Annotated in this window: 20 protein-coding genes and 1 tRNA gene; 6 read left to right on the top strand and 15 right to left on the bottom strand. The window is 59.6% G+C overall.

From position 1 onward, the window contains the following. Positions 1-39 precede the first annotated feature (39 nt). The 8 genes from nuoF to secG all read right to left on the bottom strand — a co-directional run bounded on the left by nuoF (position 40) and on the right by secG (position 5,106). Positions 40-1,329 carry an NADH-quinone oxidoreductase subunit NuoF gene (nuoF, locus tag FNU76_RS15555; RefSeq protein ID WP_144279046.1) on the bottom strand — a complete coding sequence of 430 codons (1,290 nt, stop codon included), beginning with the start codon at positions 1,327-1,329 and terminating at the stop codon, positions 40-42. Positions 1,330-1,344: 15 nt separating this feature from the next. Then, positions 1,345-1,818, bottom strand: a complete 474-nt coding sequence (gene nuoE / locus FNU76_RS15550) for an NADH-quinone oxidoreductase subunit NuoE (protein WP_144279045.1) — start codon at positions 1,816-1,818, stop codon at positions 1,345-1,347. Continuing rightward, the gene (locus FNU76_RS15545; protein ID WP_144279044.1) at positions 1,818-3,071 is read right to left on the bottom strand and encodes an NADH-quinone oxidoreductase subunit D; all 1,254 of its coding nucleotides are present in this window, start codon (positions 3,069-3,071) and stop codon (positions 1,818-1,820) included. Before FNU76_RS15545 ends, nuoE begins: the two co-directional genes overlap by 1 nt. Beyond that, positions 3,064-3,657 carry an NADH-quinone oxidoreductase subunit C gene (locus FNU76_RS15540; protein ID WP_144279043.1) on the bottom strand — a complete coding sequence of 198 codons (594 nt, stop codon included), beginning with the start codon at positions 3,655-3,657 and terminating at the stop codon, positions 3,064-3,066. Before FNU76_RS15540 ends, FNU76_RS15545 begins: the two co-directional genes overlap by 8 nt. 14 nt (positions 3,658-3,671) lie before the next feature. After that, on the bottom strand, positions 3,672-4,166 hold the full coding sequence (locus FNU76_RS15535; protein WP_144279042.1) for a NuoB/complex I 20 kDa subunit family protein: 495 nt from the start codon (positions 4,164-4,166) through the stop codon (positions 3,672-3,674). Then, positions 4,157-4,525 carry an NADH-quinone oxidoreductase subunit A gene (locus FNU76_RS15530; protein WP_144279041.1) on the bottom strand — a complete coding sequence of 123 codons (369 nt, stop codon included), beginning with the start codon at positions 4,523-4,525 and terminating at the stop codon, positions 4,157-4,159. The genes FNU76_RS15535 and FNU76_RS15530 overlap by 10 nt, the downstream gene beginning before the upstream one ends. 116 nt (positions 4,526-4,641) lie before the next feature. After that, positions 4,642-4,726: transfer RNA gene (locus FNU76_RS15525), tRNA-Leu, on the bottom strand. Positions 4,727-4,752: 26 nt separating this feature from the next. Continuing rightward, positions 4,753-5,106, bottom strand: a complete 354-nt coding sequence (gene secG, locus FNU76_RS15520) for a preprotein translocase subunit SecG (RefSeq protein WP_144279040.1) — start codon at positions 5,104-5,106, stop codon at positions 4,753-4,755. A 460-nt stretch (positions 5,107-5,566) separates the two neighbouring features. Between secG and pstS the strand changes: the two genes are divergently transcribed. The 5 genes from pstS (at position 5,567) to FNU76_RS15495 (ending at position 11,087) form a co-directional block, all read left to right on the top strand. After that, the gene (gene pstS / locus FNU76_RS15515) at positions 5,567-6,610 is read left to right on the top strand and encodes a phosphate ABC transporter substrate-binding protein PstS (RefSeq protein WP_144279039.1); all 1,044 of its coding nucleotides are present in this window, start codon (positions 5,567-5,569) and stop codon (positions 6,608-6,610) included. A 94-nt stretch (positions 6,611-6,704) separates the two neighbouring features. Continuing rightward, on the top strand, positions 6,705-7,697 hold the full coding sequence (gene pstC / locus FNU76_RS15510) for a phosphate ABC transporter permease subunit PstC (protein ID WP_223879043.1): 993 nt from the start codon (positions 6,705-6,707) through the stop codon (positions 7,695-7,697). A gap of 14 nt (positions 7,698-7,711) precedes the next feature. Further along, a complete protein-coding gene (pstA, locus tag FNU76_RS15505; RefSeq protein WP_144279037.1) occupies positions 7,712-8,557 on the top strand; it encodes a phosphate ABC transporter permease PstA in 846 nt (281 codons plus the stop codon). Between the two features lie 223 nt (positions 8,558-8,780). Next, entirely contained in the window at positions 8,781-9,542 is a 762-nt protein-coding gene (gene pstB / locus FNU76_RS15500) for a phosphate ABC transporter ATP-binding protein PstB (protein WP_223879042.1), read from the top strand. A gap of 294 nt (positions 9,543-9,836) precedes the next feature. After that, positions 9,837-11,087, top strand: coding sequence for a hypothetical protein (locus FNU76_RS15495; protein WP_144279035.1), 1,251 nt, complete (start codon positions 9,837-9,839; stop codon positions 11,085-11,087). Positions 11,088-11,152: 65 nt separating this feature from the next. Here the strand turns inward: FNU76_RS15495 and glmM are convergent, their stop codons facing one another. The 4 genes from glmM to rlmE all read right to left on the bottom strand — a co-directional run bounded on the left by glmM (position 11,153) and on the right by rlmE (position 16,291). Then, positions 11,153-12,508 carry a phosphoglucosamine mutase gene (glmM, locus tag FNU76_RS15490; protein WP_144279034.1) on the bottom strand — a complete coding sequence of 452 codons (1,356 nt, stop codon included), beginning with the start codon at positions 12,506-12,508 and terminating at the stop codon, positions 11,153-11,155. A gap of 42 nt (positions 12,509-12,550) precedes the next feature. Beyond that, the gene (gene folP / locus FNU76_RS15485) at positions 12,551-13,381 is read right to left on the bottom strand and encodes a dihydropteroate synthase (RefSeq protein WP_144279033.1); all 831 of its coding nucleotides are present in this window, start codon (positions 13,379-13,381) and stop codon (positions 12,551-12,553) included. A gap of 282 nt (positions 13,382-13,663) precedes the next feature. Then, a complete protein-coding gene (ftsH, locus tag FNU76_RS15480) occupies positions 13,664-15,574 on the bottom strand; it encodes an ATP-dependent zinc metalloprotease FtsH (RefSeq protein WP_144279032.1) in 1,911 nt (636 codons plus the stop codon). 96 nt (positions 15,575-15,670) lie between these two features. After that, positions 15,671-16,291 carry a 23S rRNA (uridine(2552)-2'-O)-methyltransferase RlmE gene (gene rlmE / locus FNU76_RS15475; protein ID WP_144279031.1) on the bottom strand — a complete coding sequence of 207 codons (621 nt, stop codon included), beginning with the start codon at positions 16,289-16,291 and terminating at the stop codon, positions 15,671-15,673. A gap of 157 nt (positions 16,292-16,448) precedes the next feature. On the opposite strand from rlmE, the gene yhbY reads away from it, so the two are divergent. Continuing rightward, a complete protein-coding gene (yhbY, locus tag FNU76_RS15470; protein WP_144279030.1) occupies positions 16,449-16,889 on the top strand; it encodes a ribosome assembly RNA-binding protein YhbY in 441 nt (146 codons plus the stop codon). Between the two features lie 40 nt (positions 16,890-16,929). Here the strand turns inward: yhbY and FNU76_RS15465 are convergent, their stop codons facing one another. The 3 genes from FNU76_RS15465 to greA form a co-directional block, all read right to left on the bottom strand. Beyond that, positions 16,930-17,943: a TonB family protein gene (locus tag FNU76_RS15465; protein ID WP_144279029.1), complete on the bottom strand. Its 1,014-nt coding sequence runs from the start codon at positions 17,941-17,943 to the stop codon at positions 16,930-16,932. A 298-nt stretch (positions 17,944-18,241) separates the two neighbouring features. Next, on the bottom strand, positions 18,242-18,688 hold the full coding sequence (locus tag FNU76_RS15460) for a DUF4149 domain-containing protein (RefSeq protein WP_144279028.1): 447 nt from the start codon (positions 18,686-18,688) through the stop codon (positions 18,242-18,244). Positions 18,689-18,710: 22 nt separating this feature from the next. Then, the gene (gene greA, locus FNU76_RS15455) at positions 18,711-19,187 is read right to left on the bottom strand and encodes a transcription elongation factor GreA (protein ID WP_144279027.1); all 477 of its coding nucleotides are present in this window, start codon (positions 19,185-19,187) and stop codon (positions 18,711-18,713) included. Positions 19,188-19,281: the final 94 nt, after the last annotated feature.

Below are 19,281 nucleotides of genomic sequence, written 5' to 3'. Positions count from 1 at the left end.
GTCTGTCCAACCTGGCGGCGAGCCGGGTCGGTCATTCCGTCAAAAACCCGGCACGAGGCATTTCTTGTGGTCGATATGGTGCTGGAACTCATCGCGGAAGTGCTTGAGCATGCCCTGCACCGGCATCACGGCGGCGTCGCCCAGCGCACAGATCGTGCGGCCGGCGATGTTCTTACCCACCGATTCGAGCAGGTCGAGGTCTTCCATCCGACCCTCGCCTTTCTCGATGCGGTCAACCACCCGGTAGAGCCAGCCGGTGCCTTCTCGGCACGGCGTGCACTGACCGCAGGATTCTTCAAAATAGAAATAGGACAAGCGGCGCAGCGCCTTCACCATGCAGACGGTTTCGTCCATCACGATCACGGCGCCGGAACCCAGCATGGAGCCGGCCTTGGCGATGCTGTCGTAGTCCATGGTGGTTTCCATCATGATATGGCCGGGCAGAACCGGCGCCGACGAACCACCTGGAATAACGGCCTTGAGCTTCTTGCCGCCGCGCATGCCGCCGGCCAGTTCAAGCAGCTCGGCGAAGGGCATGCCCATCGGCACTTCGAAATTGCCGGGACGGTTTACATGGCCGGACACCGAAAACAGCTTGGTACCACCATTATTGGGCTTGCCCAGCTCCAGGAACTTCTGGCCGCCTTCGCGCACGATGTAGGGCACCGAGGCAAACGTCTCGGTATTGTTGATCGTGGTCGGCTTGCCGTACAGGCCGAAGCTGGCGGGGAAAGGCGGCTTGAAGCGCGGCTGGCCCTTCTTGCCTTCCAGCGATTCCAGCAGCGCGGTTTCTTCGCCGCAGATGTAGGCGCCATAACCATGATGGGCATGCAACTGGAAGCAGAAATCGCTGCCGAGGATATTGTCGCCCAGGAAACCGGCGCGGCGTGCTTCTTCCAGGGCGGCTTCGAAGCGGGTGTAGACCTCGAAGATCTCGCCGTGGATATAGTTGTAGCCGACGGTGATGCCCATGGCGTAACCGCCGATGATCATGCCTTCGATCAGGGCGTGCGGGTTCAGCTTCAGGATGTCCTTATCCTTGAAGGTGCCCGGTTCGCCCTCGTCCGAATTGCAGACCAGATACTTCTGGCCCGGAAAACTGCGCGGCATGAACGACCATTTCAGGCCGGTGGGGAAGCCCGCACCGCCACGGCCGCGCAATGAAGAAGTCTTCAGCTCGGCGATGATGGCGTCCTGGGTGATGCCTTCCGCGATAATCTTCTTCAGCGCCGCGTAACCGCCGCGCTGGATATAGGCGTCGATGCTCCAGCAATTCGGATCATCGAAATCGACACCTTCAAAAACGACGCCCTTGACGTAAACAGTCATGTGTTTCGTCCCGGCCTAGTTGAGTTCAGCCAGCTTGCGATCAAGCGCATCTGGCGTCATGTGGTTGCACATGGTGTGATTGTTGACGAGCAAGACCGGCGCATAACCACATGCGCCCATGCATTCGCCTTCCACCAGGGTGTATTTGCCATCGGCGGTGGTTTCACCGTAATGGATGCCCAGTTTCTTTTGCAGATAGGCGCCGGCATCGGCACCGCCGGACAGCGCGCAAGGCAGATTGGTGCAGACGGTCAGCTTGTGTCTGCCAACCGGCTTGCGGTCGTACATATTGTAGAAAGTCGCCACTTCGTGGGCGGCCATCGGGGCGATGCCCAGGTAGTCGGCTACGAATTTGATCGTGTCGGTGGACAGCCAGGACTTTTCCACCTGGGCGATGCGCAAGGCCGCCATAACGGCGGAGCGCTTTTGATCGGCCGGGTATTTAGCGACTTCCCGGTCGATTTGAGCGAGGGATTCAGGGCTCAGCATTAGCGGTCAATCTCCCCAAACACAATATCTTGCGTGCCGATAATGGCAACCACGTCGGAAATCATATGGCCACGCGCCATCTCGTCCAGCGCCGACAGATGCACGAAGCCCGGCGCGCGGATCTTCATGCGGTAAGGCTTGTTGGCGCCATCGGACACCAGGTAAATACCGAACTCGCCCTTGGGATGCTCAACCGCCGCATAGGCCTCGCCTTCGGGCACGTGCATGCCTTCGGTGAACAGCTTGAAGTGGTGGATCAGCTCTTCCATGTTCGACTTCATCTCGAGCCGGCTGGGCGGCGCCACCTTGTGGTTGGCGACGATGACCGGGCCGGGATTCTTGCGCAGCCAATCCACGCATTGCTTGATGATGCGGTTGGACTGGCGCATTTCCTCGACACGGATCAGGTAGCGGTCGTAGCAATCGCCGTTCACACCCACGGGGATATCGAAATCCAGGTCGGCATACACTTCGTACGGCTGCTTCTTGCGCAAATCCCATTCCACGCCGGAACCGCGCAGCATGGCGCCGGTCAGACCGAGGGCAATGGCGCGTTCAGGCGTAACCACGCCGATACCGACGGTACGCTGCTTCCAGATACGGTTATCGGTCAGCAGGGTCTCGTATTCGTCGACATAGGTCGGGAAGCGCCTGGTGAAATCTTCGATGAAATCGAGCAGGGAACCCTGCCGATTTTCATTCAGCCGCTTGATGGCGGCAGCATTGCGAACCTTGGATGCCTGGTATTGCGGCATCGACTCCGGCAGGTCGCGATACACGCCGCCCGGCCGATAGTAGGCCGCGTGCATACGGGCGCCCGAGACCGCTTCATAGCAGTCCATCAGGTCTTCCCGCTCGCGGAAGGCATACAGGAAGATGGTCATCGCGCCACAGTCCAGGCCGTGTGCACCGATCCACATCAGGTGATTCAGAACGCGGGTGATCTCATCGAACATGACCCGGATGTACTGGGCGCGCACCGGCACTTCGATGCCCATCATCTTTTCGATGGCCATCACGTAGGCGTGTTCGTTGCACATCATCGACACGTAATCGAGGCGGTCCATATAGGGAACCGACTGGATAAAGGTCTTGTGCTCGGCCAGCTTCTCGGTGGCGCGATGCAGCAGGCCGATGTGCGGATCGGCGCGCTGTACGACTTCGCCGTCCAGCTCCAGCACCAGGCGCAATACACCGTGCGCGGCGGGATGCTGAGGACCGAAGTTCAGCGTGTAATTCTTGATCTCAGCCACCGTAGTTCTCCTCGCGGATAATGCGTGGTGTGATTTCGCGCGGCTCGATGGAGACCGGTTGATAGATCACACGCCCCTGGGCTGCGTCGTAACGCATTTCGACGTGACCGGACAAGGGGAAATCCTTGCGGAACGGATGGCCGACAAAACCGTAGTCGGTCAGGATGCGGCGCAGGTCGGGGTGGCCGGTGAACACGATGCCGTATAGATCGAAGGCTTCCCGTTCAAACCAGTTCAAGCCCGGCCAGACGTCCAGCATCGATTCGATCACCGGCAGCTCGTCGTCTTCGCAGAACACCCGCACGCGCAAGCGGCTATTGGTTTCGACCGACAGCAAATGATAGACGACGGCAAAACGAGCGCCGTCCCAGCCACCGTCGCGGTAGGCGCTGTAGTCCATGCCGCAAAGGTCCACGCAGGTTTTGAACTGCAGCGCGGCGTGGTCGCACAACAGGCGTGCGATGGCCGGCCAGTCGGCGGACTTGACCACCAGGGTCAGTTCGCCAAGTGCCTCTGTTAAGGAAACGGCCTTGTCACCCAAGGCCGTTTGCAGCGTTTGATGCAGCGCGTCGAGTTTGTTCGCCATGATGCGTATCTTGGTTAGCGCGCGATTGTATTAGTGCGCTTGATCTTGTTTTGCAACTGAATCAGGCCGTACAACAAGGCCTCGGCGGTCGGCGGGCAGCCCGGGACGTAAACGTCGACCGGCACGATGCGATCGCAACCGCGCACCACCGAATAGGAATAATGGTAATAGCCGCCGCCATTGGCGCACGAGCCCATGGACAGCACCCAGCGTGGTTCCGGCATCTGGTCGTAAACCTTGCGCAGCGCAGGCGCCATCTTGTTGCAGAGGGTGCCGGCAACGATCATCAGGTCGGACTGGCGCGGGCTGGGGCGGAATACGATACCGAAGCGGTCAAGATCGTAACGCGCGGCGCCGGCGTGCATCATTTCGACGGCACAGCAGGCCAGACCAAAGGTCATGGGCCACAGCGAGCCGGTACGCGTCCAGTTGACGACCGTATCCACGGTTGTCGTGACGAAGCCTTTCTCCATCACACCCTGGGCGAGCGGATTTTCTGCTACTCCCATTCCAACGCCCCTTTCATCCACTCATAGATAAACCCAACCACCAGGATCGCCAGGAACACCATCATGGCAAAGAAGCCGGGCAAGCCGATTTCCTTGATGACAGCCGCCCACGGCAGCAGGAAGGCCACTTCGAGATCGAATAGGATAAACAGGATGGCAACCAGGTAATACCGCACATCGAACTGCATGCGGGCATCCTCGAACGCCTCGAAACCGCACTCGTAAGGCGAGAGCTTTTCCGAATAGGGTCGATTGGTCCCCATAAAGACGCCGACCACCTTGCCAAGCGCCATAGGAAGGACACCAACCAGCAATCCCACCAGCATGAATAGCAGGACTGGGAAGTAGTTCTCGAGCATGAAAGCTCCCCGGGTACGGATTACAAAGTTTTAATCATGATGGAAGCCTAGCTTCCATTGACACCATCGCAACCTTATTCGACAAATAAAGCTTGCGTGGTTTTTTGAATTTTTTTTGGTGCCGACAGTGAGACTCGAACTCACACAGCTTGCGCCACTACCCCCTCAAGATAGCGTGTCTACCAATTTCACCATGTCGGCATCGCACCAAATTTTTTGAACGACAATCAGTTAGGGATACTGCTCTGCTTGTCGTCTTGCACCGGCTTAACCGGCGCTGCCTGCTTGGCAGGCGCGGACTGCACCACGCCGGACATCACGCCTACATCCTGCGTTCCGGCACTTCCTGCGCCCAACTTCACCAAAAAGATCAGTGAGAGGAAGAAGATGATAGCACAAACCGCCGTGGCTCTACTCATGAAATTTGCAGAACCGGTAGCACCGAACAAGCTGCCGGATGAACCACTACCAAAGGCAGCGCCCATGTCCGCACCCTTACCATGCTGCAGCAATACCAGCACGATAATGGCCAATGCCGACAACACATTGAAGACCTGAATCAGACTTTTGATAGCTTCCATTTTCTCTCAACCAGCAGCTCGGAAAGTTGCACCGAATTTCACATCAATAGGATGTCAGGCGCCCCGCAAGCGAAGCTACCAGACTCGTCCGCAGCGCCATCCGCGTATACATCCACCTCAACGCTTTTACAACCGGCGGCAAATCTAACTTTGCCCTAGAAGATCACGCGAGCCTTGGCTCCGCAGCGGCTCTCCTAGTAAAGGCCCAGCATTCTAAGGCTTGCACGGCGGTACGTCAAATTGAGAAGGGGTTTAAGCGGCATGGCGGCCTCTACTGTAGCGCCCTGCGCGCGCTCACCCCCCTTCCGGAGCGACATGACATCTGTTTGTAATGTTTTCGAAATATACGATGATTACTATCTCTTCCGTTTGCAGGATCCTTACCGGCCCGAACCGCCCTATCGATCCGTGCCGCACAGGTCATTCGACTTCGAAACAATACATAAACGGGGTAAAGAACATGCAGCTGTCTATTGGTCGCAAATTGGCCGCAATCGCCGTGATGGGCATGGGCATGGGTGCCGTGCAGGCAGCCGAGATCACCGGCGCGGGCGCGAGCTTTCCTTATCCGCTTTATGCGAAGTGGGCTGAGCAATACAAGCAGAAGACCGGTAGCGGCCTCAACTACCAATCGATCGGGTCGGGCGGCGGCATCAAGCAGATCCAGGCCAAGACCGTGGATTTCGGCGCATCGGATATGCCGATGAAGGCGGAAGAACTGGCCAAGAGCGGTCTACAGCAATTCCCCACCGTGATCGGTGGCGTGGTCCCGGTCTACAACCTGCCCGGCATCGCAGCCGGTCAACTGAAGATGACCCCGCAATTGCTGGCCGATGTCTATCTGGGCAAGATCAAGTTCTGGAACGACCCCGCCATCAAAGCCCTGAACAAGGACTTGAACCTGCCGGCCTCCGGCATCAATATCGTCCGCCGTGCGGACGGTTCCGGCACGTCGTTCATCTTCACCAATTATCTCTCCAAGGTCAGCCCGGAATGGAAGAGCAAGGTAGGCGAAGGCACGGCCGTGGCATGGCCGGCCGGTATGGGCGGCAAGGGCAATGAAGGCGTCGCCGCTTATGTGCAACGTTTGAAGGGCGCAATCGGCTACGTCGAATATGCCTACGCCAAGAAGAACAAGCTGTCCTATGTCGCCCTGCAGAACAAGGAAGGCGTTTTCGTGGTGCCGAGCGAAGAATCGTTCAAGGCCGCTGCCGCCTACGCCGACTGGAAGAGTGCCCCGGGTTTCTATGAGATCCTGACCAATGAGCCAGGCAAGGCATCCTGGCCTATCGCCGGCGCGACCTTTATCCTGATGCACAAGAAGCAGGACAAGCCCGGCAGCGCGCAGGAAGTGCTGAAGTTCTTCGACTGGGCTTATGGCGCCGAGGGTGACAAGATGGCGCTGGAGCTGGACTACATCCCGATGCCGGATGAAGTCGTGGCCCAGATCAAGGCCTCGTGGAAACAAATGACCGATAGTGCCGGCACCATCGTTATGAAGTAAGCGAGCCTGCGCCACGGCGCGAGGCCATCAGCGGCAGGAATTGATAGATATCGGTTCCTGCTGCTTTGTTTTTTTACCTGCAATGAGACAGCTTATGTCTGACCAGCCAAGCCAACCGCATTTCCCCATGTCGCGCGACATCCTGTTCTTCAATCTGACGCGCGCAGCGGCAGTATTGGTGCTGCTGATATTGGCAGCCATCGCCGTATCCCTGGTCCACGGTAGCTGGGACTCGATTCGCGCATTTGGCGCCGGCTTCGTCGTCTCCTCCGACTGGGACCCTGTCAGGCAGCAATTCGGCGCCTGGCGTCCTATCCAGGGTACCTTGATCACCTCCGCCATCGCCTTGCTGATCGCCGTGCCGGTCAGCTTCGGTATCGCCCTGTTCCTGACCGAGCTTTCGCCCATCGTGCTGCGCCGACCCCTGGGCGTGGCGATCGAGCTGCTGGCCGGCATCCCTTCCATTATCTATGGCATCTGGGGCCTGTTCGTGGTGGCGCCCATCCTGATGGAAGGCACCACCTTGCCGCTACTGGGCATCACCATTCCGCCCATCCAGCCCTGGCTGACCGAAACAACCGCCAATATCCCTTTGCTTGGCAGCCTGTTCGACGGTCCCGCCTTCGGCATCGGTATGTTCACCGCCGGCCTGATCCTGGCCATCATGATCATTCCCTATATCGCCTCGGTAATGCGGGACGTCTTCGAAGTCGTGCCGACCATGCTGAAGGAGTCGGCCTACGGCCTGGGCGCGACCACCTGGGAAGTGATCTGGAACGTGGTACTGCCTTACACCCGTACCGGCGTGGTGGGCGGCATCATGCTGGGGCTGGGACGGGCGCTGGGCGAAACGATGGCGGTGACCTTCGTGATCGGCAACTCCTACGACAGCATCCAATCGCTGTTCCACGCCGGCAACTCCATCGCCTCCATCCTGGCCAATGAATTCGCCGAAGCCAGCGAAGTCCTGCACTACAGCACGTTGATCGAACTGGGCCTGATCCTGTTCCTGATCACCTTTGTCGTGCTGGCCCTGTCCAAGCTTATGCTGCTTCGCCTGCAAAAGGGCGAGGGCAGCCAGTCCTGATACGGAATCGCCAAGTGAATAACTCTCTCTATCTGCGCCGGCGCCTGATCAACGGCTTCAACCTGACCATGTCCACCCTGGCCATGGCATTCGGCTTGTTCTGGCTGGGCTGGATCTTCTACACCCTGTTCAGCAATGGCCTGCATGCCCTGAGCCTGCAGGTATTCACCACGCCGACACCGGGCCCGGACAGCGTGGGCGGCGGCCTGAGCAATGCAATTTTCGGCAGCCTGCTGATGGGACTGGTCGGCACCCTGATCGGCACCCCCATCGGCATCCTGGCCGGCATCTACCTGGCCGAGTACGGCCATCGCGGCTGGCTGGCGCCCACCGTGCGCTTCGTTAACGACATCCTGCTGTCGGCACCGTCCATCGTGATCGGCCTGTTCGTCTGGATCCTGTATGTGCAGCACGTGGGGCATTTCTCCGGCTGGGCCGGCAGCTTCACCCTGGCACTGATCGTGATACCGGTGGTCCTGCGCACCACCGAAAACATGCTGCGGCTGGTTCCGCACGCCATGCGCGAGGCTGCCTACGCCTTGGGCGCACCGCAATGGAAGGTGATCACCTCGGTCACCCTGCGCGCCTCCAAGGCGGGCGTGATGACCGGCATCCTGCTGGCGATTTCGCGCATCTCCGGCGAGACGGCGCCCTTGCTGTTCACCGCGCTCAATAATCAATTCTTCAGCGCCAATATGAACCAACCCATGGCCAATCTGCCGGTGACGATCTTCAAGTTCGCCATGAGCCCCTACGAAAACTGGATTTCGCTGGCCTGGGCCGGCGCCCTGATCGTGACCCTGGCCGTGCTGACCTTGAATATCATCGCCCGCAGCCTGATCAAAAAAGAACTCTCGTAGGGGAGGCTCTGAAAATGTGTGAAAACTGAGTGCTTGGATCAGCACCCGGGAAACCCGGGTGTTTACGGGCCGTGAGATATCAACGATTCCCTCGCTGTTTTATCCCACTCCCCCCGCCCTCGCCGCCGCGAGGGAGCCTCGCTTACGCTCGTTAGATGACATGTTCAGAGACTCCCAGGACACCAAAGTGTTTACGCACCAGATCGCGCAAGAAAGTGACCCCATGACCACCCAATCCAAACTGACCGTTCGCGGCCTGAACTTCTTTTACGGCAACTTCCATGCGCTGAAGAATATCGACCTGGATATTCCCGAGCATAAGGTGACCGCCTTTATCGGCCCGTCGGGCTGCGGTAAATCGACCCTGCTGCGCACTTTCAACCGTATGTATGACCTGTATCCCAAACTGCGGGCCGAAGGCGAGATCAATTTCAATGGCCGCAATATCCTGGAACGGGGCGTGGACCTGAACGTACTGCGCGCCAAGATCGGCATGGTTTTCCAAAAGCCCACGCCCTTCCCGATGGCGATCTACGACAATGTCGCCTTCGGCGTGAAGCTGTATGAGAATCTCTCCCGCTCGGAAATGGATGACCGGGTGGAATGGGCGCTGCAAAAGGCCGCCCTGTGGAACGAGGTCAAGGACAAGCTGCGCCAGTCGGGCCTGGGCCTGTCGGGCGGACAGCAGCAACGGCTATGTATTGCCCGTGCCGTCGCGGTCAAGCCGGACGTGGTCCTGCTGGACGAACCTACTTCGGCGCTGGACCCGATCTCGACCGCGCATATCGAGGAATTGGTGCACGAACTCAAGCGGGAATACACCATCGCGATGGTGACCCACAATATGCAGCAGGCCGCCCGGGTATCCGATGTGACCGCCTATATGTACCTGGGGGAATTGGTCGAAGTCGGCCCTACCGACCAGATTTTCACCAAGCCGGCCCGCAAGGAGACCGAGGATTACATTACCGGCAAGTTTGGTTGAAAATCACGCCGAACGGCGGTTTTGGCAGATCGATGCAACCTACGCGGCGCAACCTTTAACGGTTCCCGCGTGGGTCTGAACATCCCCCTATTGCCGCGCTCCGTAGGGCAATATCCAAATTCCGATACTCAACGTGCCGAATGCAACAGCACTCCCCTGCTGCCGTCCTTAAATGATTGGTAATGTGCCAAAGTCGGCGCGCTCAATTGTGGGGATCTGCCATGCATGACACTTTCACTCGCAGGAGGCAGGCTGCCTCCTTACTGACCAGCCGTGAATTTTTTAGGTAAATTCATGCGCCCAGTCAATATCAGCTTACCGATACACCATCAATATGGTATTCCCATCCCGGTATTGGACCAGAATTACCAGCCCGGAGATGGTCCAACTATTACTCCGCCTGCCTACGAAGTCGTAATCGCCGCACCACCGACGAACGCAACAGTCTATCTACAAGCAGGTGCAAGCATACAAACCGCCCCTGCCTTGAGCTGGTACGAAAGCTTGTGTCGGAATCGTGCGTTATGGGGAGCAGACCGTCCTCCCAGCTACGAAGATATCGCGACAAACGTACCTCCCCCCTACGAGTTGCGAGAGGAGCTGGCTGACTTCAACAGTCGCAGCATGGAAGGCCTGTTAAATATTTTAAAGATAGCACTGGTCAATTTCAGGGTCCGTATCCTTTCGATTAACGAGCAAGAAAGCGCGCTGGTCAATCAGGGTTCCGGGCAAATAAACAGGATGCGGATCGCGATTAACAATTTATCGACTTCCCAGCGTCTGGAGCGCTTGAGCAGGCGCATCAGCGTATTGGCTGAAGAGGTTTGTCAGGCAGCACTTTCCGAATACGGACCTCAATTTTGCATCCCCCTCGCCGCGCCTCAATATTCGGCCATGGCACTCGATGAATTGATAGGGCGGTTGAAGGTTTCCGAATCCTGTCACAGCTGCGCATCGGATATTACGATATCAGCCGGCCCCTTCCCTACGAACGCGCTGTTGGCAGGTTTCCGCAATGCGCTCGATGCGGCAAAGGATTGCGACCTGCCTGGTCAAAATATCTCGGCAAGCGAATTACCCACTCAATTGCGTCCCATTTTAATGGTTGGCATTACCTACCCGCAGTTGAACACCGCATACCGTCAATTGTTCGACTATTTGAAAGAAATGGATCAATCGCAACCCTGCCCCACTCCCGTTTCAAACGAACAACTGATACGCCGCTGGGTAAGTAATTTGGTCGACGCCAATCGCGCGGGCCGGCCAGGCTACAGTCCCGCTGCCCTCGACGACGGAACCGTGGTCAACGCCTTTGTTTGCGCGGTAAAGCCGCATCTGCCCGCCGATGCCGCTCCCCAGCCCGCACCGGACGATGTATTCCCAAGCCGTCGCAAACGGCTATTGAGCCTGCTGTCCGAATTGCCGGCGGCGAAATACCGGGAGGCGGTACGGCACGGTTTGATCGCCGGCTCGATGACGGATGCGGAAGAATTTCTATCCGTCACGGCACCCGACCCTCTCGAGCTATCCTGCTTGTTGCAATGACGGGTTGATCTCCGGGCGGTGGCGGGTAGCCCAGGCGGGTCGCACGACCCGCCGAGGCGCCTTCCCTAAACGCTGACAGCAGCCTCCGTCACCACCTCCGACAACCGTTCCGCCCAGCGTTCGGTCAAAGCCGTATCGTTGGCTTCCACCATCACCCGCAAGACCGGCTCGGTACCGGAGGGGCGCAGTAGCACGCGGCCACGTCCGGCAAGCTCGCATTCGGCTTCCACCAAAGCGGCCTGGATGGTCAGGCTTTCGCGGAAATCGAAGCCCTTCTGGATCTTCACGCTACGCAGAATTTGCGGATAGATCAGCAGGTCCGCGCAGAAATCTTGCAGGCTTCTACCCGAAAGCCGGATAGCCGCCAGTACCTGCAAGGCCGATACCAGACTGTCACCGGTACTGTGCTTGTCCAGGCAAAGCAGGTGGCCCGAGTTTTCGCCACCCAGCTGCCAGCCTTTTTCCTTCATCATCTCCAGCACATAGCGATCTCCCACCTTGGCGCGGGCGAACGGTATTTCCAGCCTGGCCAAGGCGTGTTCCAGGCCCAGGTTGGACATCAGGGTCCCCACCGCCCCGCCCTGCAGGGTGCCTTGCTGCTTGCGGAAGCAGGCGATGACGTAGAGCAACTGGTCGCCGTCGTACAAGCGGCCCTTGCTATCCGCCATCACCAGCCGGTCGCCGTCGCCGTCCAGGGCGATGCCGAAATCGGCCCCTTCCGCCACGACCCGTTCACGCATGGCCTCCGGCGCGGTGGCGCCCACGCCGTCGTTGATATTGAGGCCGTTCGGCGTATTACCCATGGCAATGACGTCGGCGCCCAATTCATGAAAGACATGCGGAGCGATCTGGTAGCCGGCCCCATGCGCGCAATCCACCACGATCTTGATGCCGCGCAGATTGTGCTCGTTGGGGAATGTGCTTTTACAGAATTCGATATAACGGCCGGCAGCGTCGTTTACCCGCCATGCCTTGCCCAATCGATCCGCTTCCACGCAGCTAAGCGGCTTATCAAGCTCGGCTTCGATTTCCAGCTCGACTGCGTCATCGAGCTTCACGCCACCTTCGCCAAAGAATTTGATCCCATTGTCTTCAAACGGATTATGCGAAGCGGAAATCACCACGCCGGCGGAAAGACGCAAGGCCCGCGTCAGATAGGCCACGCCCGGCGTGGTCAAGGGACCGGTCAGGTGTACATCCACCCCGGCCGCCGACAAACCGGCCTGCAAGGCGGATTCCAACATATACCCCGATATACGCGTGTCCTTGCCGATCAGCACGGCGGCGTGGGTGCCATCGCCGCGGCGCGACGACAGCACCTTGCCGGCCGCATAGCCCAGTCGCATGGTGAATTCGGGCGTGATCGGATAATCGCCTACCCGTCCACGCACGCCATCGGTGCCAAAGTATTTTCTAGTCATGCTCGCTCCTCGATTTTATGTGTTTACCTACTTTGCCCGACCTCAGCCGCGCAAGGCCTGCCATACCTTGAGCGCATCGACCGTATCGCGCACCGCATGCACTCTTACGATAGCGCTACCGGCCTGTACCGCCAACATCGCGGCGGCGACACTGCCTGCATCGCGCTGCGGCGCCGGGCGGTCCGATAGTATCCGGCCCAGCATCGATTTGCGCGACACGCCCACCAGGAGCGGGCTGTCCAATGCCGCCAGTCGCGGCAAGGCTCGAAACAATGCCACATTGTGGTCCTGGTCCTTGCCAAAACCGAAGCCGGGGTCCAGTACGATGCGCTCGCCTGCAATGCCCGCCGCCATGGCGGCGGACCGTCGCGCGACCAGATACGCGCCGACTTCCGCCACGACATCGCGATAGGCAGGCGCGGACTGCATGGTTTGCGGCTCTCCCCGCATATGCATCAGGCAAACCCCTGCCGCGCTGTCGGCCAGGGCTTGCAGGGCACCTGGCGCCTCCAGTGCGGCGATATCGTTGACCATGTCCACGCCGGCCGCCAAGGCCGCCCGCATCACCGCCGGCTTGCGAGTATCGATCGACAGGGGGATTTGCCAGGCGGCCAGTTCGGTCAGCACCGGCAAGACCCTCGCCAGTTCTTCTTCGACGCTCACCTGGGCGGCGCCGGGCCGGGTCGACTCCCCGCCGATATCGAGGATATCGACGCCGTCGTCCACCATCTGCCGAGCACTTTCCAATGCGGCAGCCAGCGAATGGTGGCGGCCACCATCGGAAAAGGAGTCGGGGGTGATATTGAGGATGCCCATGACCAATGGCCGGTCAAGGGAGAGCCGAAAGCGGCCCAGTTGTAGGGGAGTAGACATGAGAACTGATTTAGCGCGCTAACGAGCGTAAGCGAGGCTCCCTCGCGGCGGGTGCGTGGTTGTAGGTGCCGAAGGCGCCTTACAACCACGGCCTACTCCTTGCGGGTGCGAGGGCGGGGGGAGTTGGATTAAACCAAGCAAGGGAGGGTTCATTTGCCACGGACCGTTAACGCCCGGCTTTGCCGGGTGGTGAACCGCAGTTTGAGTGTGCACAATATTTCAGTGCGCCCATGAAAACGACAGCGGGGAGGCGCTGTCGTTGCAGAAGTTTTTAAGAGAGGATTACAGTTCCTGGGCCGGTGTCACGGTCGGCTCGGGTGCAGGACCGCTGGGCGGAAGATCGCCTGCCGGAACCTTGGTGCTTGCCATCGGCTTGGGCGGGCGCGGCGGCCGGCCTTGCATGATGTCCTCGACCTGGTCCGAATCGATGGTTTCCCATTCGACCAGGGCAGCGGTCATTGCCTCGACCTTGTCGCGATTCTCTTCCAGCAGACGCTGGGCCAGCGCGTACTGCTCGTCGATGATGCGGCGGATTTCCTGGTCGACCTGCTGCATGGTCGCTTCCGACAAATTGGTATGGGTGGTAACGGAACGGCCGAGGAAAACCTCGCCCTCGTTCTCGCCATACACCATCGGTCCCAGGGTCGCGGACATGCCGTAGCGGGTGACCATATCGCGAGCGATCTTGGTGGCCCGTTCGAAGTCGTTGGACGCCCCGGTGGAGATGCGGCCGACAAACAGGTCCTCGGCAATGCGCCCACCGAACAGGATGGCCAGGCGGCTCAGCATCTGGTCCTTGTACAGCGAGACGGCATCACGCTCCGGCAGCTGCCAGGTGAGGCCCAGGGCACGGCCGCGCGGCATGATGGTGACCTTGTGCACCGGGTCGGTACCCGGCAGCAGGCGGGCAACCACGGCGTGGCCGGATTCATGGTAGGCGGTGGCGCGGCGCTCGTCCTCGGTCAGGACCATGGAACGGCGTTCCGGACCCATGAAGATCTTGTCCTTGGCTTGTTCGAAATCGTGCATATCGACCAGGCGCTTATTGGAACGCGCGGCGAACAGCGCGGCTTCGTTGACCAGGTTGGCCAGGTCGGCGCCGGACATGCCGGGCGTGCCACGGGCCAATACGCCGGCATCGACGTCGGTGGAAATCGGCACCTTGCGCATATGTACGTGCAGGATCTGCTCGCGGCCACGGATATCCGGCAGGGGCACGACCACCTGGCGGTCGAACCGGCCCGGACGCAACAGGGCGGGATCGAGCACATCGGGACGGTTGGTCGCGGCAATCACGATCACACCCGAGCTGCCTTCAAAGCCATCCATCTCGACCAGCATCTGGTTGAGGGTCTGTTCGCGTTCGTCGTTACCGCCGCCAAGTCCGGCACCGCGCTGACGACCCACCGCATCGATTTCGTCGATGAAGATGATGCAGGGCGCGTTCTTCTTGGCGTTCTCGAACATATCGCGCACACGGGCGGCACCGACACCGACAAACATCTCGACGAAGTCCGAACCGGAGATCGAGAAGAACGGTACCTTGGCTTCGCCTGCGATGGCACGGGCCAGCAGGGTCTTACCGGTACCGGGCGAACCCACCATCAGTACGCCACGGGGAATGCGGCCGCCCAGTTTCTGGAACTTGGAAGGATCGCGCAGGAAGTCGACGATTTCGCTGACTTCTTCCTTGGATTCGTCGCAACCGGCCACGTCGGCGAAGGTCACGGTATTGTTGTTCTCGTCCAGCATGCGGGCGCGGCTCTTGCCGAAACTGAAGGCGCCGCCCTTGCCGCCGCCCTGCATCTGCCGCATGAAGAAGATCCACACGCCGATCAACAGCAACATGGGGAACCAGTTGACGAAGATGCTCATCAGCAGGCTGGGCTCATCCTCCGGCTTGCCGCTGAATTTGACGTTGTGCTTGATCAGGGTATCGACCAGGCGGAAATCGAAAGGCGCGAAGCTGGAGAAATTGGTCCCGTCGGTACGCTTGCCTCGTATCCACTGGCCGCGCAGCGGATTGCCGTCGATCTCGACAGTGGCGATCCGGTTCTCCTGCACTTCGACCATGAACTGCGAGTACGGCACCTGTACCTGTTGTTCCTGACGCTTGGTGAACTGGTTGTACACGATCATCAGCACCAAAGTGATGATGACCCAGATGGCGATATTTTTGCCCAGATTGTTCACGGGACGCTCCTCTTAGCCGGCGAAGTGAAGAACGGCCGCGCCGGCGGCGGCCATAAAATAGGAACCCAGGATTCTATCGGCTGTCGGGACGGCCCGTTAGGGCTTTTTTCCCTTGCCCAGCAGATAGATCTCCGTCGAACGGTCGCGCGAGGCGGCCGGTTTGCGCGACAACACCGTCTGGAAGGTATCGCGCATCTGCTGCATATACTCGGTATAGCCGGAACCCTGGAAGGTCTTGACCAGAAAATTGCCGCCGGGTTTCAAATAATCGCGGCAAAAATCCAGTGCCAGCTCACATAGATAGAAACTGCGCGCCTGGTCCGTCACCGCCATGCCAGTGATATTGGGGGCGATATCGCAAATCGCAAGATCCACCAGGCGGCCATCCAGCAACTTGGTAAATTGTGCCAGGACCGCGTCCTCACGGAAATCGCCCTGGATGAACTCGACACCGCGAATCGGATCCATCGGCAGCATATCGAGGGCGAATACCCGTCCGGCTTCGCCTACCTTCTGCTTGGCTACCTGCGACCAGCTGCCGGGCGCCGCGCCGAGGTCGGCTACCCAGGCACCCTGTTTGAACAGCTTGTCCTTTTCATCGATCTCCAGCAGCTTGTAGGCCGCTCTCGCGCGGTAGTTGTCCTTCTGCGCCTGCTGCACATAATGGTCGTTCACGTGCTCCCGTAGCCACGCGTTACTGGATTTGCTTCTTTTCATACGCCCCCTTGGGCGGACGTCCCCGCCCGTGTCGCCGCGAGCGGGTATTTCCTATCCTCGTCAGCGGGCCTAACTGGGTGTATTTTCATATTGAAAGAGTTGCTACGCCTTGTTGGTGATTCAGCTAGAATTCGTCGCTTTTTCGCGGAGTTACAAGATGGAACTGACTAGAGACGAGCGCCTTTACCTGCGCACCCAAGCCCACCAGCTGAGCCCTGTCGTGATGATAGGCAATAACGGCCTGACCGATGCGGTCATGCGCGAAATCGCCCTCAACCTCGACGCCCATGAATTGATCAAGGTCCGTGTGTTGGGCGACGACCGCGAGCAGCGCAGCGGCTGGTTGGCCGATATCTGCACCGCCCTGAACTGCTCGCCGGTACAGCAGATTGGCAAGCTGCTGGTCCTATATCGCCCGACCCAGGACGGCAAGCCCAAGATCCAGCTGCCTCGGCCCGGCCAGAAGAAGCCTACGCCCAAGGCATTGGAAGCCACGGCCAGGAAAGCAGCCGCCAAGCCCACCGTCGCCACCGGCCGCGCGGGCAAACCCGCCAACAGCAAGGGCAAACCAGCAAGCAAGTACAAGTCCGGCAAGTAAAAGACCGGCTCGCGCCGGTCTTTTTAACTCGTCATCGGGCTCAATTGTCCCTGAAATCCACTTCGGTATCCACCGTAAATCCGGCGGCGGCCTGCTGGAAGCGCCATTTTGTCAGCGCGGCCAGCACGGCGCGATCGAACACCTTGCGTGGCTTGGACTCCAGGATATCCACCTTCACGACCTGCCCCGCCTCGTTCACCGTCATGCGCGCTCTGACCCTGCCGGTTTCGATCCCATCGCGGGTTGCCTCGCGCGGAAACTCCGGTTGCTCGCGATGGATAGGCTTGCGATTGGGGGGTGGCGGCTCGGGCCGGGCCAGGATGGGCTGGGCGCTGGCGACCTGAACCGGAACGACCGGCTCGGGCTTGGGTACCGGCTCAACCGCCAAGGGGGCGGGAGCGGTCGTCGGCGTGATGGCGGCGGGCGCCGGCACAGGGACCGGCGCGGGCACGGGCTTGGCCACCGCGGCAGCTGCCTGGGCCAGCTTGGGATCGGCCGCCTTGGGCGCCACCGGCACGGGCTTGGTCTCGGCCACTTTCTCCTCGACAGGCTTGGGCTCGGGCTTTTGGCCAGGCGAGAACCAACGGGCGGGATTGGGCATGACCCCGAATATCTGTTGCTCGGTTTCTTCCGGCGCCAATCTGGCTTGCGCGCCGGGCGCGCCCACCTGGCTCGTTGCTTGAACGGGTTCGGCTTGCTGGGAAAACGCCACCAAGCCGCCCACCACTACGACCGCGCCGGTTCCGACCAGCCACCAGGGGAGGCGTTTCTTCGGCTGGAAGGTGGCATTGAGTGGCGTGGCGACATTGATGCCTGCACCCAAGGGCTTGAGCAAGCTGAGTTTTTCCAGCTTTTCCATATCGCGCGCGACATGCTCGGCATCGACCGAATGGCCCGTAGCCAGACGTTCGGCCATCTCCATCACGGTCAATTGACCATCACACCACTGCAGCAATTTGCGTTGATTGATACTAAGGCCATTGGTTGGCGAGGCAAGCTCGCCTTCACCGGCCGAGGTGCGGACATACACCGCCAGCAGATTTGGACTGGACATCGATTTACTACTCCCTGATTGCGCCGCTCCGGGTTCACGGACACAGGGTCGTAGATTAGCGTTGCCTGAAGTACAAGTCACAAATAAATAAATATTCACTACACATGCGTCGTCTCAATGCCACAACGATGTAGCAAAAGGACAATGTTGCCTGCGTGACGGCAGAGGAAGAAATATATGCTTTAATGTCAATGACATGCGGCGCGGCGACAATACTGCTTGCTGCTTCAGCAGCAAAGTAGGCTCGCGCTGCAACCCACCCGCCGCCCGGGAAAGTTGCCGGGATACCGATTTCCTGCTACTTGACCGGCCCGCGAATGACATAGATCAAACCGAACAGGCTTTGCACCAGATAGATCAGGCTGGAAATCGTCTGCCAGCTCTGAAAGCCGCCGCCGAACACCCCCTCCGCCACCGTATGCATCTGCGGCTTGACCTCGGAGAGGATGGGGAAGACCGCGAAGTGATTGACCAGGGTCAGCGCCAGCATGCCCAGCACCAGCCAGAACTCCATGGTCTGGAAGCCGCGCAAGCCTTCGGTCCAGAGCATATGCACGGTGATGTAGATGCCGGCCACGATGCCCACCCAGGCCATGGCGCGGAACATCACCGTCACCATCTTGACGGCCAGGCCGTTATCCAACTGCTGGAACAGCAAAGGCCCGACCAAAAGGCCGACAATCCAGAGGCCACCGATCCAGAAGATCGTCAGTATGGAGCGCAGCGCATTTGGAAAGGTTTGCATCACGGACGCTTTCGTGGCGTTTTCAGATGTACTTCACACCCAGGACTTCGTATTCGCGGATACCACCGGGCGCCTGCACTTCGGCTACATCGCCTTCCGACTTGCCGATCAGGGCACGGGCGATGGGGCTGGAGATGGAGATCTTGCCCTGCTTGATATCGGCCTCGTCGTCACCCACGATCTGGTAGGTGACGTTGTCGCCGGACTCGCAGTCTTCCAGGTCCACCGTGGTGCCGAAAACGATGCGGCCTTCGGCGCTGATCTCGGCCGGATCGATCACGATGGCATGCGACAGCTTGCCTTCCAGATCGGCGATCCGTCCTTCGACAAAGCCCTGGCGCTCCTTGGCGGCATCGTATTCGGCGTTTTCCGACAGATCGCCATGCGAGCGCGCTTCGGCGATGGCAGCGATAACGCTGGGCCGCTCGACGCTTTTCAGACGCTGCAGCTCCGAACGCAACAATTCGGCGCCAAGCACGGTAAGGGGGACTTTATTCATTTCAATTCTCCAATCCGGTCGCTCGCTCCTGAGCCGCGCCGGCGTCAAAAACAAACCCGACGGACCAGCCGTCGGGGCACATGCCGGCGCAGCG

It is taken from the genome of Chitinimonas arctica, assembly GCF_007431345.1.
Lineage (GTDB): Bacteria > Pseudomonadota > Gammaproteobacteria > Burkholderiales > Chitinimonadaceae > Chitinimonas > Chitinimonas arctica.
The sequence above is the reverse complement of the archived record's forward strand: the minus strand, read 5'-3'. Positions and strand labels throughout refer to the sequence as shown.

Excerpts from the sequence above, each read along its gene's own strand:
- nuoF (WP_144279046.1), bottom strand. The coding sequence starts at position 1,329 with ATGACTGTTTACGTCAAGGGCGTCGTTTTTGAAGGTGTCGATTTCGAT.
- nuoE (WP_144279045.1), bottom strand. The coding sequence starts at position 1,818 with ATGCTGAGCCCTGAATCCCTCGCTCAAATCGACCGGGAAGTCGCTAAA.
- FNU76_RS15540 (WP_144279043.1), bottom strand. The coding sequence starts at position 3,657 with ATGGCGAACAAACTCGACGCGCTGCATCAAACGCTGCAAACGGCCTTG.
- FNU76_RS15535 (WP_144279042.1), bottom strand. The coding sequence starts at position 4,166 with ATGGGAGTAGCAGAAAATCCGCTCGCCCAGGGTGTGATGGAGAAAGGC.
- FNU76_RS15530 (WP_144279041.1), bottom strand. The coding sequence starts at position 4,525 with ATGCTCGAGAACTACTTCCCAGTCCTGCTATTCATGCTGGTGGGATTG.
- secG (WP_144279040.1), bottom strand. The coding sequence starts at position 5,106 with ATGGAAGCTATCAAAAGTCTGATTCAGGTCTTCAATGTGTTGTCGGCA.
- pstS (WP_144279039.1), top strand. The coding sequence starts at position 5,567 with ATGCAGCTGTCTATTGGTCGCAAATTGGCCGCAATCGCCGTGATGGGC.
- pstC (WP_223879043.1), top strand. The coding sequence starts at position 6,705 with ATGTCTGACCAGCCAAGCCAACCGCATTTCCCCATGTCGCGCGACATC.
- pstB (WP_223879042.1), top strand. The coding sequence starts at position 8,781 with ATGACCACCCAATCCAAACTGACCGTTCGCGGCCTGAACTTCTTTTAC.
- FNU76_RS15495 (WP_144279035.1), top strand. The coding sequence starts at position 9,837 with ATGCGCCCAGTCAATATCAGCTTACCGATACACCATCAATATGGTATT.
- glmM (WP_144279034.1), bottom strand. The coding sequence starts at position 12,508 with ATGACTAGAAAATACTTTGGCACCGATGGCGTGCGTGGACGGGTAGGC.
- folP (WP_144279033.1), bottom strand. The coding sequence starts at position 13,381 with ATGTCTACTCCCCTACAACTGGGCCGCTTTCGGCTCTCCCTTGACCGG.
- rlmE (WP_144279031.1), bottom strand. The coding sequence starts at position 16,291 with ATGAAAAGAAGCAAATCCAGTAACGCGTGGCTACGGGAGCACGTGAAC.
- yhbY (WP_144279030.1), top strand. The coding sequence starts at position 16,449 with ATGGAACTGACTAGAGACGAGCGCCTTTACCTGCGCACCCAAGCCCAC.
- FNU76_RS15465 (WP_144279029.1), bottom strand. The coding sequence starts at position 17,943 with ATGTCCAGTCCAAATCTGCTGGCGGTGTATGTCCGCACCTCGGCCGGT.
- FNU76_RS15460 (WP_144279028.1), bottom strand. The coding sequence starts at position 18,688 with ATGCAAACCTTTCCAAATGCGCTGCGCTCCATACTGACGATCTTCTGG.
- greA (WP_144279027.1), bottom strand. The coding sequence starts at position 19,187 with ATGAATAAAGTCCCCCTTACCGTGCTTGGCGCCGAATTGTTGCGTTCG.